This window comes from Streptomyces sp. NPDC055966 (genome assembly GCF_042269865.1).
GTDB lineage: Bacteria > Actinomycetota > Actinomycetes > Streptomycetales > Streptomycetaceae > Streptomyces.
This window is the reverse complement of the sequence record NZ_JBHJYK010000004.1, coordinates 462,817-479,852: the sequence shown is the minus strand read 5'-3', so window position 1 is coordinate 479,852 and position 17,036 is coordinate 462,817. Positions and strand designations below refer to the sequence as shown.

The window sequence follows — 17,036 nt, the reverse complement described above, 5'->3', positions numbered from 1 at the left end:
TGGTGACAAATATTTAACCCGGCCGACCCCTTCCCGTGGCCCCCGCTCGTCCACCATCCTGCTCCATCAGGACCCACCAGGACTCACGGACCGGACACGGAGGGGGCCACCCGATGGCAGTGGACGAGGGCGTTGCCCCGACGGCGGAGGCGGATGGCTCGGATGCGGTTCACCGGCTGAAACCCAACGCGGTCGGGTTGCTCGGGGTCGTCTTCATGGCCGTGGCGACCGCCGCGCCGATCACCGCGATGACCGGGAACGTGCCCTTCATGGTGTCGTCCGGCAACGGGATCGGGGCGCCCGCGAGTTATCTCGTGGCAATGGTCGTCCTGGCAATCTTTTCCGTCGGTTTCACCTCGATGGCGAAGCACATCACGTCCACGGGCGCCTTCTACGGGTTCATCTCGTACGGGCTGGGGCGGACCGTCGGGCTCGCCTCCGGGCTGCTCGCGACCTTCGCGTACGTCGTCTTCGAGCCGGCGCTCATCGGGATCTTCTCGACCTTCGCGACCACGACCCTGAAGGACCAGACGGGTGCGCACGTGCCCTGGTGGGCCTTCGCCGTGCTGATGCTCGCGATCAACGCGACCGGCACCTGGTTCGGGGTCAGCGTCGCCGAGAAACTGCTGGTGGTGCTGCTGGCGACCGAGGTGACCGTGCTGGCCGCGATGGCGGTGTCGGTCGCCCTCCACGGCGGCGGCCCGCACGGGTTCACCTTCGCGCCGGTCGACCCGGTCAACGCCTTCAAGGGCACGTCCGCCGGGCTCGGGCTGTTCTTCGCCTTCTGGTCCTGGGTCGGCTTCGAGTCGACCGCGATGTACGGCGAGGAGTCCCGCGACCCGAAGAAGATCATCCCCAAGGCCACGATGATCAGCGTCCTGGGCGTCGGCGTCTTCTACGTCCTCGTCTCCTGGATGGCCATCTCCGGCAACGGCGAGGCCGAGGCCGTGAAGGCGGCCTCCTCCGCCAACCCGCTCGCGATGTTCTTCAACCCCACCGAGCGCTACGTCGGGCACTGGGCGGTCGACGTCATGCAGTGGCTGATGATCACCGGCTCGCTGGCCTGCGGCATGGCCTTCCACAACTGCGCCGCCCGCTATCTCTACGCCCTGGGGCGGGAGGGCGTGCTGCCCTCGCTCCAGCGCACCGTCGGCCGCACCCACGCCCGGCACGGTTCCCCGCACATCGCCGGGCTGGTGCAGACGGCGGTCACCGCGGTGCTGCTCGGCGCGTTCTGGGCCGCGGGCAAGGACCCGTACACCGGCACGTACGTCCTGCTCGCCATCCTCGGCACCATGGCGATCCTCGTCGTGCAGGCCGTGTGCTCCTTCGCGGTGCTGGCCTACTTCCGCTCCCACCACCCCGAGAGCCGCCACTGGTTCCGCACCTTCACCGCGCCGCTGCTCGGCGGCATCGCGATGCTCGCTGTCGTCGTGCTCCTCGTGTCCAACATGGGCGCGGCGGCCGGTCCCGAATCCGGCTCGCTGGTGCTGAAGGCGACGCCGTGGCTGGTGGCCCTGGTCGCGGCGGCGGGGGTCGGGGGCGCGCAGTACCTCAAGCGGCGGGCGCCCGAGCGGTACGCGCTGCTGGGGCGGACGGTGCTGGAGGAGACGAAGGAGCGCTGAGCGGGCTCAGTCCCCGAACCTCTCCTGCCGGTACACCCGCCACCGCTCCATCATCAGGGCCACGTCCTGCTCGATGAACTCGAAGAAGGCCAGCGTCTGCGCGAGCCGGCGGCCCGAGGGGGTGTCGGCTCCGAGGCTGGCGACGCCCTCGCGCAGGGCGTCCTCCCAGCGCTTGATGATCGCCTCGCGGCTGGTGAGCGCCTCGTACCACTGGTCGCTGTGCACCCGGTAGCGCTCCCGGCGCGAGCCGGGCTCCCGCTCCCTCGACACCATGTGGACCTGGGCGAGATAGCGCACCGCTCCGGAGACGGCGGCGGGGCTGATCCGCAGTTGCTCGCTCAGCTCGGCCGAGGTCAGGGTGCCGGTGTCGGAGGCGAGCAGGGCCGCGAAGACACGGGAGGGCATGCGCTGCATCCCGGCCTCGACCAGCTGCGCCGCGAACCGCTCCACGAACCGCGAGACCGCCTCGGGGTCCCGCGCACTCCCTGACTCCGTCCCGTTCCCTGGCTCCGTCATGCCGCTCACCCTATCCGGCGTTCATGCGTTTCCTTAACTTCACAAATTTCTGAAAGAAGCGTACGTTCTGATGCATGACCAAGGCAATCACGGTCTCCGGGCTCCACAAGTCCTTCGGCCGCACCCACGCGCTGGACGGCCTCGACCTGGACGTCGAGGCCGGTGAGGTGCACGGCTTCCTCGGCCCCAACGGCGCCGGCAAGTCGACCGCCATCCGCGTCCTGCTCGGACTGCTGCGCGCCGACGCGGGCGCCGCCCAGGTGCTGGGCCGCGACCCCTGGCGGGACGCGGTCGAGGTGCACCGCCGCATCGCGTACGTCCCCGGCGACGTCACCCTGTGGCGCAACCTCTCCGGCGGCGAGGTCATCGACCTCTACGGCCGGCTGCGCGGAGGACTCGACCAGCGGCGCAGGGCTGAGCTGATCCAGCGCTTCGAGCTGGACCCCACCAAGAAGGGCCGCACCTACTCCAAGGGCAACCGGCAGAAGGTCGCCCTGGTCGCCGCCTTCGCCTCCGGCGTCGACCTGCTGATCCTGGACGAACCGACCTCGGGCCTGGACCCGCTGATGGAGGAGGTCTTCCAGGCTTGCGTGGAGGAGGAACGCGACAGGGGCCGCACGATCCTCCTCTCCTCGCACATCCTCAGCGAGGTGGAGGAGCTGTGCGACCGGGTCAGCATCATCCGCAAGGGGCGCACGGTGGAGAGCGGCTCGCTCGCCGACCTGCGCCACCTCACCCGCACCAGCGTCAGCGCCGAACTCGCGGGCCCGCCCGACGGACTGGCCCGCCTGCCGGGCGTGCACGACCTGGACATCCAGGGCCACCGGGTCCGGCTCCAGGTCGACACCGACCGGCTCGACGCCGTCCTGCGGTCGTTGAGCGCCACCGGAGTGCGCTCGCTCACCTCGACCCCGCCGACGCTGGAGGAGCTGTTCCTGCGGCACTACACGGAAGAGACGGCGCGGACCGAGGGGGCGTCGGCCTGATGTCCCGCCAACTGGCCGGTACCGGAACCCTGTTGAGGTTCGCGCTGCGCCGCGACCGCGTCATGCTGCCGGTCTGGGTCGCGGTGAACGCGCTGATGGTCCTCTCCATGCCGAACACCCTGAAGACCCTGTACGCCACCCCCGCCCAGCGCGCCGACCTTCGGCACCAGATGGCCGGCAACGCCTCGCTGCGCGCCATGGTCGGCCCGGTCTTCGACGACTCGCTCGGCGCGCTGACCGCCTGGCGCGTCGGCGTGTACGCGGGCGCCCTCGCCGCCGTCATGAGCCTCCTCGTCGTCGTCCGGCACACCCGCGACGAGGAGGAGAGCGGGCGGCAGGAACTGCTCTCCTCCGGGGCGGTCGGGCGCCGGGCGCCCCTGACGGCGGCCCTGCTGGCGGCGGCCGTCGCGAACACGGCCCTGTGCGTCCTGATCGTGGCCGGACTCGCCGGGCAGGGCACGGCCGGCGCCCTGGCCTTCGGGCTCGGGGTGGCGGGGGCGGGCATGGTCTTCGCCACGGCGGCGGCGATCGTCGCCCAGCTGACCGAGAGCGCCCGGCTGGCCCGGGGGCTGACGGCGGCGGTGCTCGGCGCGGCCTTCGTGCTGCGCGCGGCGGGCGACTCGGCCTCCTCCGACGGCTCGTCCGTCCTCACCTGGCTGTCCCCGCTGGGTTGGCTGGAGAACCTGCGCGCCTTCGCGGCCGAACGCTGGTGGGTGCTGCTGCTGTTCGTGGCGGCGACGGCCCTCCAGGCCTTCCTCGCCTACGCGTTGGCGGGCCGCCGGGACATCGGCATGAGCTTCCTGCCGACCCGGCCGGGACCGGCGGCGGGCCGGCTCGGCACCGCCGGCGCCCTGGCCTGGCGGCTGCAGCGCGGCAGCGTCCTCGGCTGGTCGATCGGCTTCTTCCTCGCCGGGGTCGTCTACGGCGGGCTGACCGACGGCGCCGCGAGGCTCGTCGGCGACAACGCCCAGGCGCGGGAGATCTTCCAGCGCATGGGCGGCCAGTCGGGGCTGACCGACGCCTTCCTCGCCGCGATGGTCGGCATGCTCGGCCTGGTCGCCGCGCTCTACGTCGTCTCCTCCGTGCTGCGGCTGAACGGCGAGGAGAGCTCCGGCCGCGCCGAACCGGTCCTGGCCGGCGCGGTGGGCCGGCTGCGCTGGGCGGCCGGCCACCTGCTGATCGCCTTCGGCGGCTCGGCCCTGATCATGCTGCTCGCCGGCCTGGGCTTCGCCGTCGGCTACGGCCGGCAGATCGGCCCGGTGCTGGGCGCGTGCCTGCTCCAGGTCGCCGCCGTCTGGGTGATCGGCGGCCTCGCCGTCCTGCTCCACGGCGTCCTGCCGCGGGGCGCGACGGCCGCGTGGGGCGTGGCGGGCGCGGCCCTGCTGATCGGCTGGATCGGCCCGGCGCTGAACGTCCCCCGTGCCGTCCTGGACCTCTCCCCCTTCGGCCACCTGCCGAAGCTCCCCGGCGGACACCTGGACTGGACTCCCGTGGGCGTCCTGCTGGCCCTGGCGGCGCTGCTGGTGGCGGGCGGCCTGGCGGGCCTGCGCCGCCGGGACCTGGCCGGCTGACCGCGCCGGTCAACCGGCCACCACGGGCAGCGCTTCCAGTCCGCGCATGACGAAGTGGGGCTTCCGCTCCGGTTCCGCGGCCAGGGCCAGGCCGGGAGCCCGCTCCAGCAGGGCCCGCATCGAGGCGCCCAGCTCGATCCGGGCCAGGGGAGCGCCGATGCAGTAGTGGATGCCCGCGCTGAAGGAGATGTGCGGGTTGTCCGCACGGGTCAGGTCCAGGCGGCCGGGGTCGGTGAAGACCGCCGGGTCATGGTTGGCGGACCCGAAGAGCATGGCGATCTCCGAACCCCTCGGGATCGTCGTGCCGCCGATCTCGATGTCGTCCAGCACCCAGCGCTCGAAGAGCTGGAGCGGGGTGTCGTAGCGCAGCAGTTCCTCGATCGCGGACGGGATCAGCGAGTGGTCGGCGCGGAGGGCGGCGAGCTGGGCGGGGTTCCGGAACAGCGCGAACCAGCCGTTGACCGTCGCGTTGACCGTGGCCTCGTGTCCCGCGTTGAGCAGCAGCACGGCCGTGGAGATCATCTCCTGCTCGGTCAGCCGGTCGCCCTCGTCGTGAGCGGCGATCAGCCCGGAGATCAGATCCTCCCCCGGTTCCCTCCGCCGCGCCGCGATCAGTGCGCGCAGGAACTCCGAGAACTCCACGGAAGCCCGGACGGCCCGGGCCGCGGTCTCCTGCGACGGGTTGAGCTCGTACATCCCGCAGATGTCCGCCGACCAGGGCCGCAGCGACGCCCGGTCCGCCTCCGGAATGCCCAGCATCTCGGCGATGACGGCGACGGGCAGCGGCTCGGCCACCTCCGCGAGCAGATCCCCGCCGCCCTCCCGGACCAGCCCGGCCACCAACTCGTCCGCGAGCCGGCGCACATACGGCGTCAGCCGCTCGACCGTCCTCGGCGTGAACGCCTTCGACACCAGGCGCCGGATCCGCGTGTGGTCCGGCGGCTCCAGATCGAGCATCCCGTGATCGTTGAGCGTGTGGAACGGCTCCTGCTCGGGCGGGGGCGCGCCGCGCCCGAAGTCCTCGTGCGAGAACCGGGGCCGGTACGTCCGCCCGAGCCGCCGGTCCCTGAGCAGCGCCGAGACGTCCGCGTGGTGCGGGACCAGCCACTGGTCGGTCGCCTCGTACCGGATCACCCTGCCCCGCGCCCGCAGCTCGGCATAGGCCGGGTACGGGTCGGCGAGGAACGCCGGGTCCCAGGGATCGAAGGTCACATCGGTAGCGCCAGCCATGCGCGGACGCTAACCCGCCGAGCGGGCCCGTGACCAGGGCGACCGGCGGAGCGATACGAAGCGATCAGCCCCGCTCCCCGTGCCGGACGCCGTATTAGTCCCTCCCGCCCACGAGGACGGACGTGGCGCACGACGGCAGACCGCCGGCGTCCCGGGAAACCTCCTGGGAGGTCTGCGGGGTGGAACCCAGCGACACACCGGGGATCACCGGGTACTCGGGCGCCGCCGTGTCGACTTCGTCCACCGGGTATGCGTAGCTGCTCTGGTTCGCAAGAATCACGTCGAGTTCCGGCAGGGCGTCGAAGCCCAGGTCGTTCTCCTCGATGGTGTGGCCCCGTTCCGCGAGCTGTTCGAAGAGGTCCTCGCCCGGAGTACGGAAGACGTCCAGTCCGTCGAGCAGCACCCGCACATCGGCGGCCTCGTTCCGGAACCGGTACAGCTCCACACCGCTCAGCGCGCCCTTGGTGAACCCGAGCACGACGTTCCTCTCGGATCCGTCGTGCGTGAGCACGATCTGCCCCGGCTCCTCGTCGCTCGAAACGGTCCGGAAAAGACCCCCCTCCGCCACCGCTGCGCGCGCGTCCTCGACCGACACGCCGAACCGGAAACGCCCTGTGCCGACGTGCGGCACGCGTTCCAGTTCCATGTTCACTCCCTTGATTACGCGTCCCCGGCCCTCAGGCCAGCAGGGCGTTCGTGTCGCCTCCCCGTTGCCGCAAAAACCTTCGCACTTGCGCAGCTTCAGATGCGCAAGTGCGAACATCAGGCGATGTAAGGCCTGTTCATGAGCAACGTGACGCAGCGTCAGGCCGGCGTGACCAAACGTGCCTCGTACGCGAAGACCGCTGCCTGGGTGCGGTCTCTCAGACCCAGTTTCACCAGGATGCGGCTCACATGGGTCTTGATCGTCGACTCCGCCACCACCAGGCGCTCGGCGATCTCGGCGTTCGACAGGCCCTGGGCGATCAGGATCAGGACCTCCGTCTCGCGTTCGGTCAGTTCGCCGTAGGTCGCCTGGGCCGCCGGGATCAGGCGCGGAGGTTCCGAGAGGCGGGAGAACTCCGTGATCAGGCGCCTGGTGACCGAGGGAGCGAGCAGGGCCTCGCCGGCGGCCACCACCCGGACGCCGTCGGCCAGTTGCCGGGCCGAGGCGTCCTTCAGGAGGAAGCCCGAGGCGCCGGCGCGCAGGGCCTGGTACACGTACTCGTCCAGGTCGAACGTCGTCAGGACCAGCACCTTCGCCGCCGCGTCCGCCGCGACGATCTCCCGGGTCGCCTCGATGCCGTTCAGCTCCGGCATCCGGATGTCCATCAGCACGACGTCCGGGGCCAGCTCGCGAACCCGGTCCACCGCCTCCCTCCCGTTGACGGCCTCGCCGACGACCTCGATGTCCGGCATCGCGTTCAGCAGGACCGAGAAGCCCTCGCGGACCATCATCTGGTCGTCCGCGATCAGTACGCGGATGGTCATGCGTCCCCTTCGCTCGCGGCGGCCGGCACCGGCAGGAACACCGTCACCTCGTAGCCCCCGTCGTCCGTCGGGCCCGCCGTCATCTCGCCGCTCAGCATCGAGACCCGCTCCCGCATGCCCGTCACCCCGTGCCCGGCACCGGGCGAGGGATTTATCAGGTGGGGGGCCGGCGGCGGGGCGTTGACGATGCGCAGGCCCAGGCCACCGAGAACGTAGCCTATTTCCACCCGGGCGTCCGCTCCGGGGGCGTGCCGCAGGGCGTTGCTCAGCGCCTCCTGGACTATTCGGTACGCCGACAGCTCCACGCCCTGCGTGAGTTCGCGGACCGCGCCCGTCACCGCCTTGTCCACCACCAGGCCGGCCTCCCGCACATTGGCCAGCAGCCCGTCCAGGTCCGCGAGCGTGGGCTGCGGGGCCTCCGGCGCCTCGTAGTCCTCCGCGCGGACGACGCCCAGCACCCGGCGCAGCTCGGTCAGGGCCGCGACCGCGTTCTCCCGGATGGTGGCGAACGCCTTCTCCAGCTCCGGCGGCGGATTCTCCACCCGGTACGGCGCCGCCTCCGCCTGGATCGCGACCACCGACATGTGATGGGCGACCACGTCGTGCAGCTCGCGGGCGATGGTCGTGCGCTCCTCCAGCAGCGTGCGGCGCGAGCGTTCGTGCGCCGTCACCGTCTGCTGCGCGGTCATCTCCTGCTGGGCCTCCCTGCGTATGTGCCGGACCGTGACGATCAGCAGGAGCAGCGCCGACAGGAACAGCATCGGGGCGGTGTCCGTGCCGTACTCGTTCCCGCCGAGGACCATGTCGCAGAAGACGCCGAACACCGCGGTCAGCGCCCACATCCAGGCCGCCGTGCGCGGGCGGGTGCGCAGCGCGACGACCGTCAGCACCAGCAGGTGGGAGAGGAAACTGGCCGGCGCCCACGGCCAGCTGCCCTCTCCCCGGCCGATCACGGACATGACGACGGTGCCCGCGAGGGACGCCCAGAACGCCCCCACCGGACGCACCAGAGTCAGCAGCACCGGCACCAGCGCGCAGAGCCCGCACAGCAGGGCGAGCAACGGCGCTTCCTCGTCCGCCATGGCGACGAACAGGGCCACCGCACCGCCGAAGGCCACCAGCAGGTGCCGGGACCAGGCGCCGTACTCCCGCATCCGGCCCGGCAGGCGCCGGGTGAGCGGGCCCGCCTCGCCCGGCCGGGGCAGCGGGTCGTATCTGAAGGCGTCCTGGAACAGTTCCTGCCGCAGACCGCGCAGGGCGTCCGCGGCCAGCCGCATCTCGGGGCTGCGCCGCCGGCCGGCCCGGCCCGGCGGTGTCGTCTGCGTGTGCGTCGTCTCGGTCACGTACAGAACGGTAGGCCGAGGCCATGGTCGCGGTCGTCCCCTTGGAGAGGGGTCCTGCGGGGTCCCTCTCAGGTACTACGGGTCGCCCCTCCCGGGCGGACCAGGCCCGACTCGAAGGCGAACACCGCCGCCTGCGTGCGGTCGCGCAGCCCCAGCTTCACCAGGATCCGGCCGACGTGCGTCTTCACGGTCTGCTCGGCCACGACCAGCCGCTCGGCGATCTCCGCGTTCGACAGACCCTGTGCGATCAGCGCCAGCACCTCCGTCTCCCGTTCCGTCAGATCGCCGACGCGCTGCTTGAGCGGGGCCCGGTTCCTGCCGTCCATGCGGGAGAACTCCGCGATGAGCCGCCGGGTGATGCCGGGCGCGAGCAGGGCGTCGCCCGCGGCCACCACCCGCACCGCCTCGGCCAGCTTGTCCGCCGAGGCGTCCTTGAGCAGAAAGCCGGAGGCGCCGGCCCGCAGCGCCTCGTACACGTACTCGTCCAGGTCGAACGTGGTCAGCACCAGCACCTTGACCGCGGGGTGCTCGACGGTGATCCGCTGGGTCGCCTCAAGGCCTCCCATCTCCGGCATCCGGATGTCCATCAGCACGACGTCCGGGGCCAGTTCGGCGGTACGGGCGATCGCGTCCAGCCCGTCCACCGCCTGCCCGATCACCTCGATGTCGGGCTGGGTGTTGAGCAGCACGGTGAAACCCTGCCGGACCATCTCCTGGTCGTCGGCGATGAGTACACGGATGGTGCCGGCACCGCTCGTCATGGGGACTGCTCTCCTGTCGGGGGTTCGGGACTGTGCGGGTCGGGGTCGGGGTCGAGCTCGGGGCCGGGGCTGGACGCGGAGGGGCGGGCCGGGTTCGCCGGCTGCGGGGTGCCCTCGCGCGGCAGGAACGCCGTCACGCGGAAGCCGCCGTTCCGGTCGCCCGTCGCGACGACGTGTCCGCCCAGCATGGCCGCCCGCTCCCGCATCCCGAGCAGACCGTGGCCGCTGCCGGGGGACGGCGGGGCCGGGCGGGTGGGGCGGGAGTTGGTGACGTCCAGGCATATCCCGTGCGGGTAGTGGAGGACCTCCACGGTGGCCGACGCGCCCGGGGCGTGCCGCAGGACGTTGCTCAGCGCCTCCTGGACGATCCGGTACGCCGACAGCTCCACACCGGGCGGATAGCCGCGCGGCTCGCCCTCCGTCTTCATGACGACCTCCAGACCGGCCGCCCGGGTGTTCTCGATCAGCGCGTCCAGCCGGGCGAGGTTCGGCTGCGGGGCGTCGGGGGCCGGGCCGGTGCCGGGGGCGGACAGCCGGTAGGCGTCGTCCAGGGCCTCCGGGTCGTCCGGGCCCGCCGACCGCAGGACACCGAGCACACGGCGCAGCTCGGTCAGCGCCTCCAGGGCGTTGTTGCGGATGCCCGCCAGGTTCTCCTTCAGCTCCTCGGAGGGGTTCTCGACCAGGTGGGGGGCGACCTGGGCCTGGATCGAGATCACCGACATGTGGTGGGCGACCACGTCGTGCAGCTCACGCGCGATACGGCTGCGCTCCTCCAGCAGGGCGCGGCGGGCCCGCTCCTCCGCGGTGATCGTCGTCTGCTGGGCCAGCTCCGCCCGGGCCTCGCTGCGGCTGCGCAGGGCGGTGCCGATCAGGACCGCGACGGCGAAGAGGGCGACGGCCACGACACCGGTCGGGGAGTATCTCCGAGCACCGATCGGGGCCTCCAGCACCCACGTCACCACGACGGTGATGCCGAGCGCGGCGAGCGTGCCGCGCAGGCGGGTGCGCAGGGCGAGGAGGGCCAGCACGACCATCTGGGCCAGCAGGGCGGGCGTCGTCCAGGGCCAGCCGGAGTTGGCGGTCGCGTCCGTCGCGAGATGCGGACGGGCGAGGAGGGCGGTGAGCACGGCGGCGGCCAGGGACGCGGCCCAGGCGGGGACGGGGCGCCAGATCGCCACAACGACGACGGCCCCCTGGACGAGGCCGAGGAGCCAGCCGACGACGGCCGTCAGCCCGTACTCGTTCGCCAGCTGGTCCCCGCCGCCCAGGCCGATCCCCAGCGCGGCGTACGCGACGAACAGGTAGATGAGGAAGCGGAGCCAGCGGTGCCGGGCGAAGGGGGGTGACTGGGAAGAGGGGTTCTCGCCCAGCCAGGTGCGCAGGCGGCGGCGCCGGGGCGGGGTGGGCGTGACGGGTTCGGGTGTGGGGCGGCGCTGTCGGTCGTTCTCGTCGTCGGCGGCCGCGGGCTTCACGAGGTCAACATTAGGCATTGCGCGGGGTCTTTGCTGGGGGCAGGTGGCGGCGGACCACGTGCGACGTGCGGTCCCGGGGACGGCGCGGGCCCTGTTCGTGGTGGCGGAAGGCCGTCCAGCACAGGGCCAGGACCAGAGCGAAGACGGGGAGCCAGGCGAGGCGGTACATCACCCAGTCCGGCGAGTCCGGTGCGGTGTGCAGACCGGGCAGGCGGCCCGCGGTCAGACCCGTCGCGGTCGTGGCCATCATGGCCGTCTGGTGCCACAGGTAGATCGTCATCGCCGAGAGGTTGACGAGGGCTGTTGCCGACCAGAGCAGCGGGCGCGTCATCGCGCGGCGCAGCCGGTCGCGCAGGAGCAGGGCCAGGCCGCACTGGGCAAGACCGAAGGCGACGGCCGCGAGCGTCGGCGGGTCGAGGTTGGAGATCCTCGCTCCGGGGACGCCGACCATCGACGCCGGGTAGCCGGCGAAGCCGACGAGCAACGCCGTCGCCGTCGTACCGCCGAGGAGCAGGACCCAGGCCGCGCGGCGGGTGTCCAGCTCGCCCCGGGTCCAGGCCGCGCCCAGCGTGTACGGCACGAGCCAGCCCGCCGGCAGGTTCAGCCAGGCGAGCCAGGCGGGGCCGAGGTGCAGGCCGAAGCGGAGCAGGTCGACGTGCAGGACGACGGCCAGCGGCCAGAGGGGGTTGAGGCGGGTGAGGAGCGGGGTGGCGGCCGTCAGGGCGGCGAAGACCAGCAGGAACCACAGCGGGGACAGGGCCAGTTTGACCAGGGTCTCGATCGTGGCCGGCGGGGTGCCGGTGAGGAGGAGGGCCGTGGCGGCCACCGTCCACAGGCACAGCAGCGCGGCCACCGGGCGCAGCAGCCGGGTCAGTCGGGCGCGCAGCCAGGCGCCGTAACTCTCGCCCCGGGCCCGGGCCGAGGCGAGACTGCGCGTGGCCACATGGCCGCCGACCAGGAAGAACACGGCCAGGGTCTGGAACAGCCAGGAGACCGGGGCCAGCCACGGCATGTGCTGGAGCGGGCTGGTGGTGTGCAGGCCGCCGTCCCTCGCCACCAGCGCGGTCACCAGCCAGTGGCCCAGGACGACGCCGAGGATCGCGAAGGCCCGCAGGGCGTCGACCGCACGGTCGCGGTCGGCCGGAGTGGCGGAGTCCACCTGGTGGGCGCCGCGGCGAAGAGCGCGGACGGGGTGAGGGACGTGCGGAGGGCGGAGCAGGTGGCGTCGCGAGTGGTGGACGGGGTCGTGAACGGGGTGGAGTACGGCTGGCTCAGGCACGGGTCACCTCCGAGGTCTCGCCGAGGGTGATCCGGGCCAGGTTGGCGAGGGAGGCCGAGCCCGGGGTGAAGTAGCCGCTGTGCTGGGCGTCGCCGGCGTCGAAGACCCGGGCGCCGAAGGCGCGGGAGACCGGGTCGGTGCCGAAGCCGATGGCGGTGCCGAACAGGTGGACGCTGGTGTGCGGGACGTGCGCGATCCAGTCGTCGCCGCCCCGGGCCGCCCAGACGCGGGCGCGGGTGTGCAGGGCGGCGGCGGAGCCCGCTCCGGTGCCGGGGCTGCCGACCAGGGCGATGTCGTCGGCGTCCAGGCCGGGGGCGGCCCGGCCGCAGACGACCGAGCCGTAGGAGTGGCAGAGCAGGGAGAGGTGGGCGTGCGGCTCGGTCGCGGCCCGCAGGTCGCGTACGAAGGTGCGCAGGTGGGGGGCGGCTTCGTCGGCCCGGGTGGTCGTGGTGACGGTGGTGCTGACCGTGGCCGGGGTCTCGTAGCCGAGCCAGGCGATGACGGCGACGCGGGTGCCGTGGGGGGCGCGGTGCGTGAGGTCCGCGTACAGCGCCGCGGCGGTCTGGTGGAAGCGGGCGTAGGTGTCGAGGGAGGTGTCCGAGCCGGGGACCAGGACGGCGATGTGGTCGGCACGGGAGAGGTCGCCGAGGACCTCGGTGGCCCGGCCCGCGCCTCGGCCGTCGAAGGAGAGGAGGTTGCGGGAGGCGAGGGTGCGGTCGGCGGCGGCGCGGTCGGTGTCGCCGTGCTCCGCCGCCATGGTGGCCGCCGCGGTGGCGTCGGCCCGGTTGGCCTCGTAGGTCTTCTGAAGGGTGCTCGCCGTGAGTGGGGGCAGGGCGGAGGGGCGGGGGGCCGGGATCCGGGGGTGGGTGGTCGCGGCGGAGAGGGGGGCGGCGATGGCCGTGGTGAGGAGGGCGGCGAGGAACGCGCGACGCCAGTGTCTGCGACGCCTCGGCGGGAACAGGCCGCGCCTCGGCTTCGCCGTCGGCGCCGTGCTTCCCGCCCGCGCCGTCGGTGACCGCTGCGTCGCCGGGTGCGGGCGGCCCTCGTGGGGCGCACTCGCCATCGGCGGCTGCGGGTGGGAGGAGAGGCAGGGGTCGGGGGTGTGCGGGGGATGCTGCCCCATGGTCGGCTTCCTTTCAGAAAGCCCGGCCATCGGGCCTTTCTGACAAGGAAGTTATGGATCGGGTCCTGTCGTCGGCGTCCCGCCTGAGAGCGGTCCTTCGGGGTAGCTCTCAGGTACTACGGGTATGACCGGGGGCGGCCCCCAAGGGGCGGGCCGCGGCTGCCCCCCCCCAGGGAGCAACCACTCACATCACCAGGCCAGTTGGGCGATCTCCTCCGCCACCACCGCGCACGCGTCCGCCGCCGGGTCGATCAGCGGGAAGTGGCCCACGTCCTCCAGCAGGGTCAGGCCCGCCACCTCGCCCGCCTTCGCCGCGGCGTCCGCGTACGACTCGGCCACCGCCTGCGGCACCACCAGGTCCGTACGCCCCTGGACGAGCGTCGTCGCGATGCCCGTCGGGAGGAGGAGCACGGGGTCGGCGTACGGGCGGCGCGCGGCGAACCCCTCGTGGCCGCCGAGGAGTTGCAGGCTTGCGTTGCCGCAGACGTCCAGCTTCTCCGCCACCTCGAAGTCCGCGATCGGGGCGAGGGCGACGACGCCGCGGAGCAGGGCCGGGCCGGTGGTGCGCCACGGGGCGTCCGCGGGCAGGACGTGCCGGGCCGCCGCCCACAGCGCCAGGTGGCCGCCCGCCGAGTGGCCCGTCAGCACCGTGCGGCGCGGGTCGGCCTGCGGCAGCGCCGTGCGGACGAGGTCCGGCAGGGCGTCCAGGGCCGCCGCCACGTCGTCGAAGGTCTCCGGCCAGCGGCCCGCCGAAGGGGTGGCGCCGTCCCCGGCGCCTCCGTCCGCCGCCGTGCCCTGCCCCGGGATCAGGGGAGGCTCCCCGCCCCGGCGGTACTCGACGTTCGCCACCGCGAAACCCCTACGGGCCAGGTAGTCCGCGAAGGGGGTGATGTGCCGGCGGTCGTAGCGGGCCCGCCAGGCGCCGCCGTGCAGGACCACCACCAGCGGGGACGGGGAGTCCGGGGCGGTGGACCGGGGGGCGTAGAAGTCGATCACCTGGTCGGGGTGGTCGCCGTACGCGGAGCTGATGTCGGGGTCGACCGGGGGGTGCGAGAAGGCCGACTCCTCTTCGGCGGCGGCGCGGGCTGCTGCTGCGTCGTCCGGCATGCTCCAACCTCTCAGCGATGGAACGTTTTTGGCGTGTGGCGGACCAGAGGGGGGAACTCCGCGTCCACCGTTGGCGGGGACGGTATCAGGCCGGTGACGTGCGCGGACATGGGGTTGTCACGCAGGGTGAGGGCGGAGCGGTCCGCACGGTGCCCCACGGCCCCCAGGGGGAGGGACCGGCCGTCCCGGACCCCTCCCCCGGACCCCTTTCCCGGGGCCGTCGCCTACGCCAGCTCCTCCCCCAGGATCCGCGCCGCCCGCTCCGCGTCGGCGAACCCGACGTACAGCGGGGTGAAGCCGAAGCGGAGCACGTCAGGGTGCCGGAAGTCACCCACGACACCCCTGCTGATCAGGCGTTTCATCACCTCGCCTGCGTCCGCGCAGCGCAGCGCGACCTGGCTGCCGCGCTCCTCGTGGCGCTCGGGCGTCACGGACTCGACGCGGCCCGGCTCCGTGTACGCCCGCACGCAGCGCAGGAAGAAGTCCGTCAGGGCGAGGGACTTCGCGCGGACCGCGGGGACGGAGACGTCGTCCCAGACCTCCAGGGCCGCCTCCAGGGCGAGCATGGAGAGGATGTCCGGGGTGCCCACCCGGCCGCGCAGCGCGCCCGGTGCCGGTGTGTAGGACGGGCTCATGCCGAAGGGTTCGGCATGGGAGTTCCAGCCGGGCAGCGGGGAGTCGAAGCGGGGCTGGAGCTCCCGGCGGACGTAGAGGTACGCCGGTGAACCCGGGCCGCCGTTCAGGTACTTGTACGTGCAGCCGACCGCCAGGTCGACACCGTGCTCGTCCAGCCCCACCGGCAGCGCGCCCGCGCTGTGGCACAGGTCCCAGACGGCGAGGGCGCCCACGGCGTGGATCGCGGCCGTCAGGCCGGGCAGGTCGTGCAGCCGGCCCGTGCGGTAGTCGACGTGGTTCAGCAGGACCGCCGCCGTACGGGTGCTCAACGCCCCCGGCACCTCCGCCGGGGTCACCGGGCGCAGGGTGCGGCCGGTCAGGCGGGCCGCCGACTCGGCGATGTAGCCGTCCGTGGGGAACGTCGTCGCGTCGACGAGGATCTCGCTGCGGCCCCCGCCCGCCTCGTCCGCCATCCGTGCCGCCGCCACAAGTGCCTTGAATACGTTGACACTTGTGGAGTCGCCCACGACGATCTGGCCGGGGGCCGCGCCGACCAGCGGGGCGATCCGGTCGCCGATCCGCTCGGGCGCGGTCCACCAGCCGCTCTCGTCCCAGGAGCGGATGCGCAGCTCGCCCCACTGCCGGCGCACGACGTCCGCCACCCGGTCGGGGACGTGGGCCGGGAGCGCGCCGAGCGAGTTCCCGTCCAGGTACACGCCCGCGGCGTCAGCCGCGTGATCGGACACGGTGTCGAGGACGAAGCGGTCCCGCAGCGGCGCCAGCTCGTCCGCCGCGTCCAGTTTCTCCGCCTCCAGCGCAAGCTCAGACATGGGACCTCGCCGTCCACAGCTCCGGGAACACGTTCTTGCGGGCGCGCTTCTCCAGCCAGGCCACACCGGCCGAGCCGCCCGTGCCGGGCTTGGCGCCCATCGCGCGGCGGGTGGCGACCAGGTGGTCGTTGCGCCAGCGCCACACCAGTTCGGCCACGTCGGTCAACGCCTCGCCCAGACGCGCGAGTTCGGTGTCCGGATCGTCGGAGTAGACCGCCGCCCAGACCTTTTCGACCTGGTCGGAGGGCTCGTAGCGCTGGGAGACGTCCCGGTGCAGGACGGTGGCCGGGACGGGGTGGCCGTGCCGGGCCAGCAGGCGCAGCACCTCGTCGTACAGGCTCGGCTCGTGCAGCGCCTTCTCCAGCTCCGCGTGGGCGCGCGGGGCGCCGCGGTGCGGTACGAGCATGGACGCGGACTTCTCGCCGAGCAGGAACTCCATGCGCCGGTACATCGCCGACTGGAAGCCGGAGCCCTCGCCGAGGGCGGAGCGGTAGGAGTTGAACTGGGCGGGGGTGAGCTGGGCGAGCGGGGTCCAGGAGGCGTTCAGGGCCGCCAGTTCCCGCACGGAACGCTTCAGGGCGGCGATCGCGGTCGGGACGTCGTCGGCGCGCAGGGCCTTGGCGGCGGTCTCCCACTCGTGCACGATCACCGTGAACCACAGCTCCATGACCTGGGTCGTGACCAGGAAGACCATCTCTCCGGGATCGTCGGAGAGGGTGTGCTGGAGGTGCGTGAGGACGTCCGCGCGGACGTAGTCCTCGTACGGCGTGGTGCCCTGGAAATCGAGATGCGGGGTCTCGGGCTCAGCGGCCTCGTGGGGGCGAGCCTGTTGGGACATCGCTGTCTCCTGTTGTACTCCGGGTAGCGGTCCGCCCCTGCCGATTCCGGCACGGGGGCCCCGGTCCCCACCCGCATCCTCTGTAATCGGCTCCTGTACGGCAAGGCCCGTCCATTGCGGGACGGGCCACACCGGCCCCGTCCGGGAGGTCGGCCCAGGGTCTGGGCGGCCGCCGGCGAGGAGTCCTTCAGGAACTGCGTGCAGGGCGGCGTGGATGTGGTCGAGCATGCGGTTCAGAGCCGCGCCGACCTGCCCGACCTCGGTACGAGG

15 protein-coding genes are annotated in these 17,036 nt (G+C 72.8%); 3 read left to right on the top strand and 12 right to left on the bottom strand.

Annotated elements, in window-relative coordinates; all coding sequences use genetic code 11:
* Positions 1–113 precede the first annotated feature (113 nt).
* Positions 114–1,625: an APC family permease gene (locus ACFC8N_RS11960; RefSeq protein ID WP_356029780.1), complete on the top strand. Its 1,512-nt coding sequence runs from the start codon at positions 114–116 to the stop codon at positions 1,623–1,625.
* Positions 1,626–1,631: 6 nt separating this feature from the next.
* On the opposite strand, the gene ACFC8N_RS11955 is transcribed toward ACFC8N_RS11960, so the two are convergent.
* Positions 1,632–2,141, bottom strand: a complete 510-nt coding sequence (locus ACFC8N_RS11955) for a MarR family transcriptional regulator (RefSeq protein WP_362822364.1) — start codon at positions 2,139–2,141, stop codon at positions 1,632–1,634.
* 74 nt (positions 2,142–2,215) lie between these two features.
* Between ACFC8N_RS11955 and ACFC8N_RS11950 the strand changes: the two genes are divergently transcribed.
* Both ACFC8N_RS11950 and ACFC8N_RS11945 read left to right on the top strand, forming a co-directional pair.
* Positions 2,216–3,127, top strand: a complete 912-nt coding sequence (locus tag ACFC8N_RS11950; protein ID WP_376288013.1) for an ATP-binding cassette domain-containing protein — start codon at positions 2,216–2,218, stop codon at positions 3,125–3,127.
* Positions 3,127–4,698 (top strand): ABC transporter permease, encoded by a 1,572-nt coding sequence (locus ACFC8N_RS11945; protein ID WP_376288012.1) that lies wholly within the window; start codon positions 3,127–3,129, stop codon positions 4,696–4,698. Before ACFC8N_RS11950 ends, ACFC8N_RS11945 begins: the two co-directional genes overlap by 1 nt.
* Before the next feature lie 9 nt (positions 4,699–4,707).
* On the opposite strand, the gene ACFC8N_RS11940 is transcribed toward ACFC8N_RS11945, so the two are convergent.
* From ACFC8N_RS11940 to ACFC8N_RS11890, 11 genes are all read right to left on the bottom strand, one after another.
* Positions 4,708–5,928, bottom strand: a complete 1,221-nt coding sequence (locus ACFC8N_RS11940) for a cytochrome P450 (protein ID WP_376288011.1) — start codon at positions 5,926–5,928, stop codon at positions 4,708–4,710.
* A gap of 94 nt (positions 5,929–6,022) precedes the next feature.
* Positions 6,023–6,574 carry a hypothetical protein gene (locus ACFC8N_RS11935; RefSeq protein WP_376288010.1) on the bottom strand — a complete coding sequence of 184 codons (552 nt, stop codon included), beginning with the start codon at positions 6,572–6,574 and terminating at the stop codon, positions 6,023–6,025.
* Between the two features lie 158 nt (positions 6,575–6,732).
* Positions 6,733–7,398, bottom strand: a complete 666-nt coding sequence (locus tag ACFC8N_RS11930) for a response regulator transcription factor (RefSeq protein ID WP_356029790.1) — start codon at positions 7,396–7,398, stop codon at positions 6,733–6,735.
* The gene (locus ACFC8N_RS11925) at positions 7,395–8,741 is read right to left on the bottom strand and encodes a histidine kinase (RefSeq protein ID WP_362822368.1); all 1,347 of its coding nucleotides are present in this window, start codon (positions 8,739–8,741) and stop codon (positions 7,395–7,397) included. Before ACFC8N_RS11925 ends, ACFC8N_RS11930 begins: the two co-directional genes overlap by 4 nt.
* Before the next feature lie 68 nt (positions 8,742–8,809).
* Positions 8,810–9,502: a response regulator transcription factor gene (locus ACFC8N_RS11920; protein WP_356029793.1), complete on the bottom strand. Its 693-nt coding sequence runs from the start codon at positions 9,500–9,502 to the stop codon at positions 8,810–8,812.
* The gene (locus ACFC8N_RS11915) at positions 9,499–10,974 is read right to left on the bottom strand and encodes a sensor histidine kinase (RefSeq protein WP_376288009.1); all 1,476 of its coding nucleotides are present in this window, start codon (positions 10,972–10,974) and stop codon (positions 9,499–9,501) included. The genes ACFC8N_RS11920 and ACFC8N_RS11915 overlap by 4 nt, the downstream gene beginning before the upstream one ends.
* A gap of 10 nt (positions 10,975–10,984) precedes the next feature.
* Complete coding sequence (locus ACFC8N_RS11910; protein ID WP_356029868.1) at positions 10,985–12,193, bottom strand: acyltransferase; 1,209 nt, start codon at positions 12,191–12,193, stop codon at positions 10,985–10,987.
* Between the two features lie 52 nt (positions 12,194–12,245).
* The gene (locus tag ACFC8N_RS11905; protein WP_376288008.1) at positions 12,246–13,376 is read right to left on the bottom strand and encodes an alpha/beta hydrolase; all 1,131 of its coding nucleotides are present in this window, start codon (positions 13,374–13,376) and stop codon (positions 12,246–12,248) included.
* Positions 13,377–13,565: 189 nt separating this feature from the next.
* Positions 13,566–14,483: an alpha/beta hydrolase gene (locus ACFC8N_RS11900; protein ID WP_356029798.1), complete on the bottom strand. Its 918-nt coding sequence runs from the start codon at positions 14,481–14,483 to the stop codon at positions 13,566–13,568.
* Between the two features lie 224 nt (positions 14,484–14,707).
* The gene (gene kynU, locus ACFC8N_RS11895; protein WP_356029800.1) at positions 14,708–15,928 is read right to left on the bottom strand and encodes a kynureninase; all 1,221 of its coding nucleotides are present in this window, start codon (positions 15,926–15,928) and stop codon (positions 14,708–14,710) included.
* Positions 15,921–16,766 (bottom strand): tryptophan 2,3-dioxygenase family protein, encoded by an 846-nt coding sequence (locus ACFC8N_RS11890; RefSeq protein WP_356029801.1) that lies wholly within the window; start codon positions 16,764–16,766, stop codon positions 15,921–15,923. Before ACFC8N_RS11890 ends, kynU begins: the two co-directional genes overlap by 8 nt.
* Positions 16,767–17,036 lie beyond the last annotated feature (270 nt).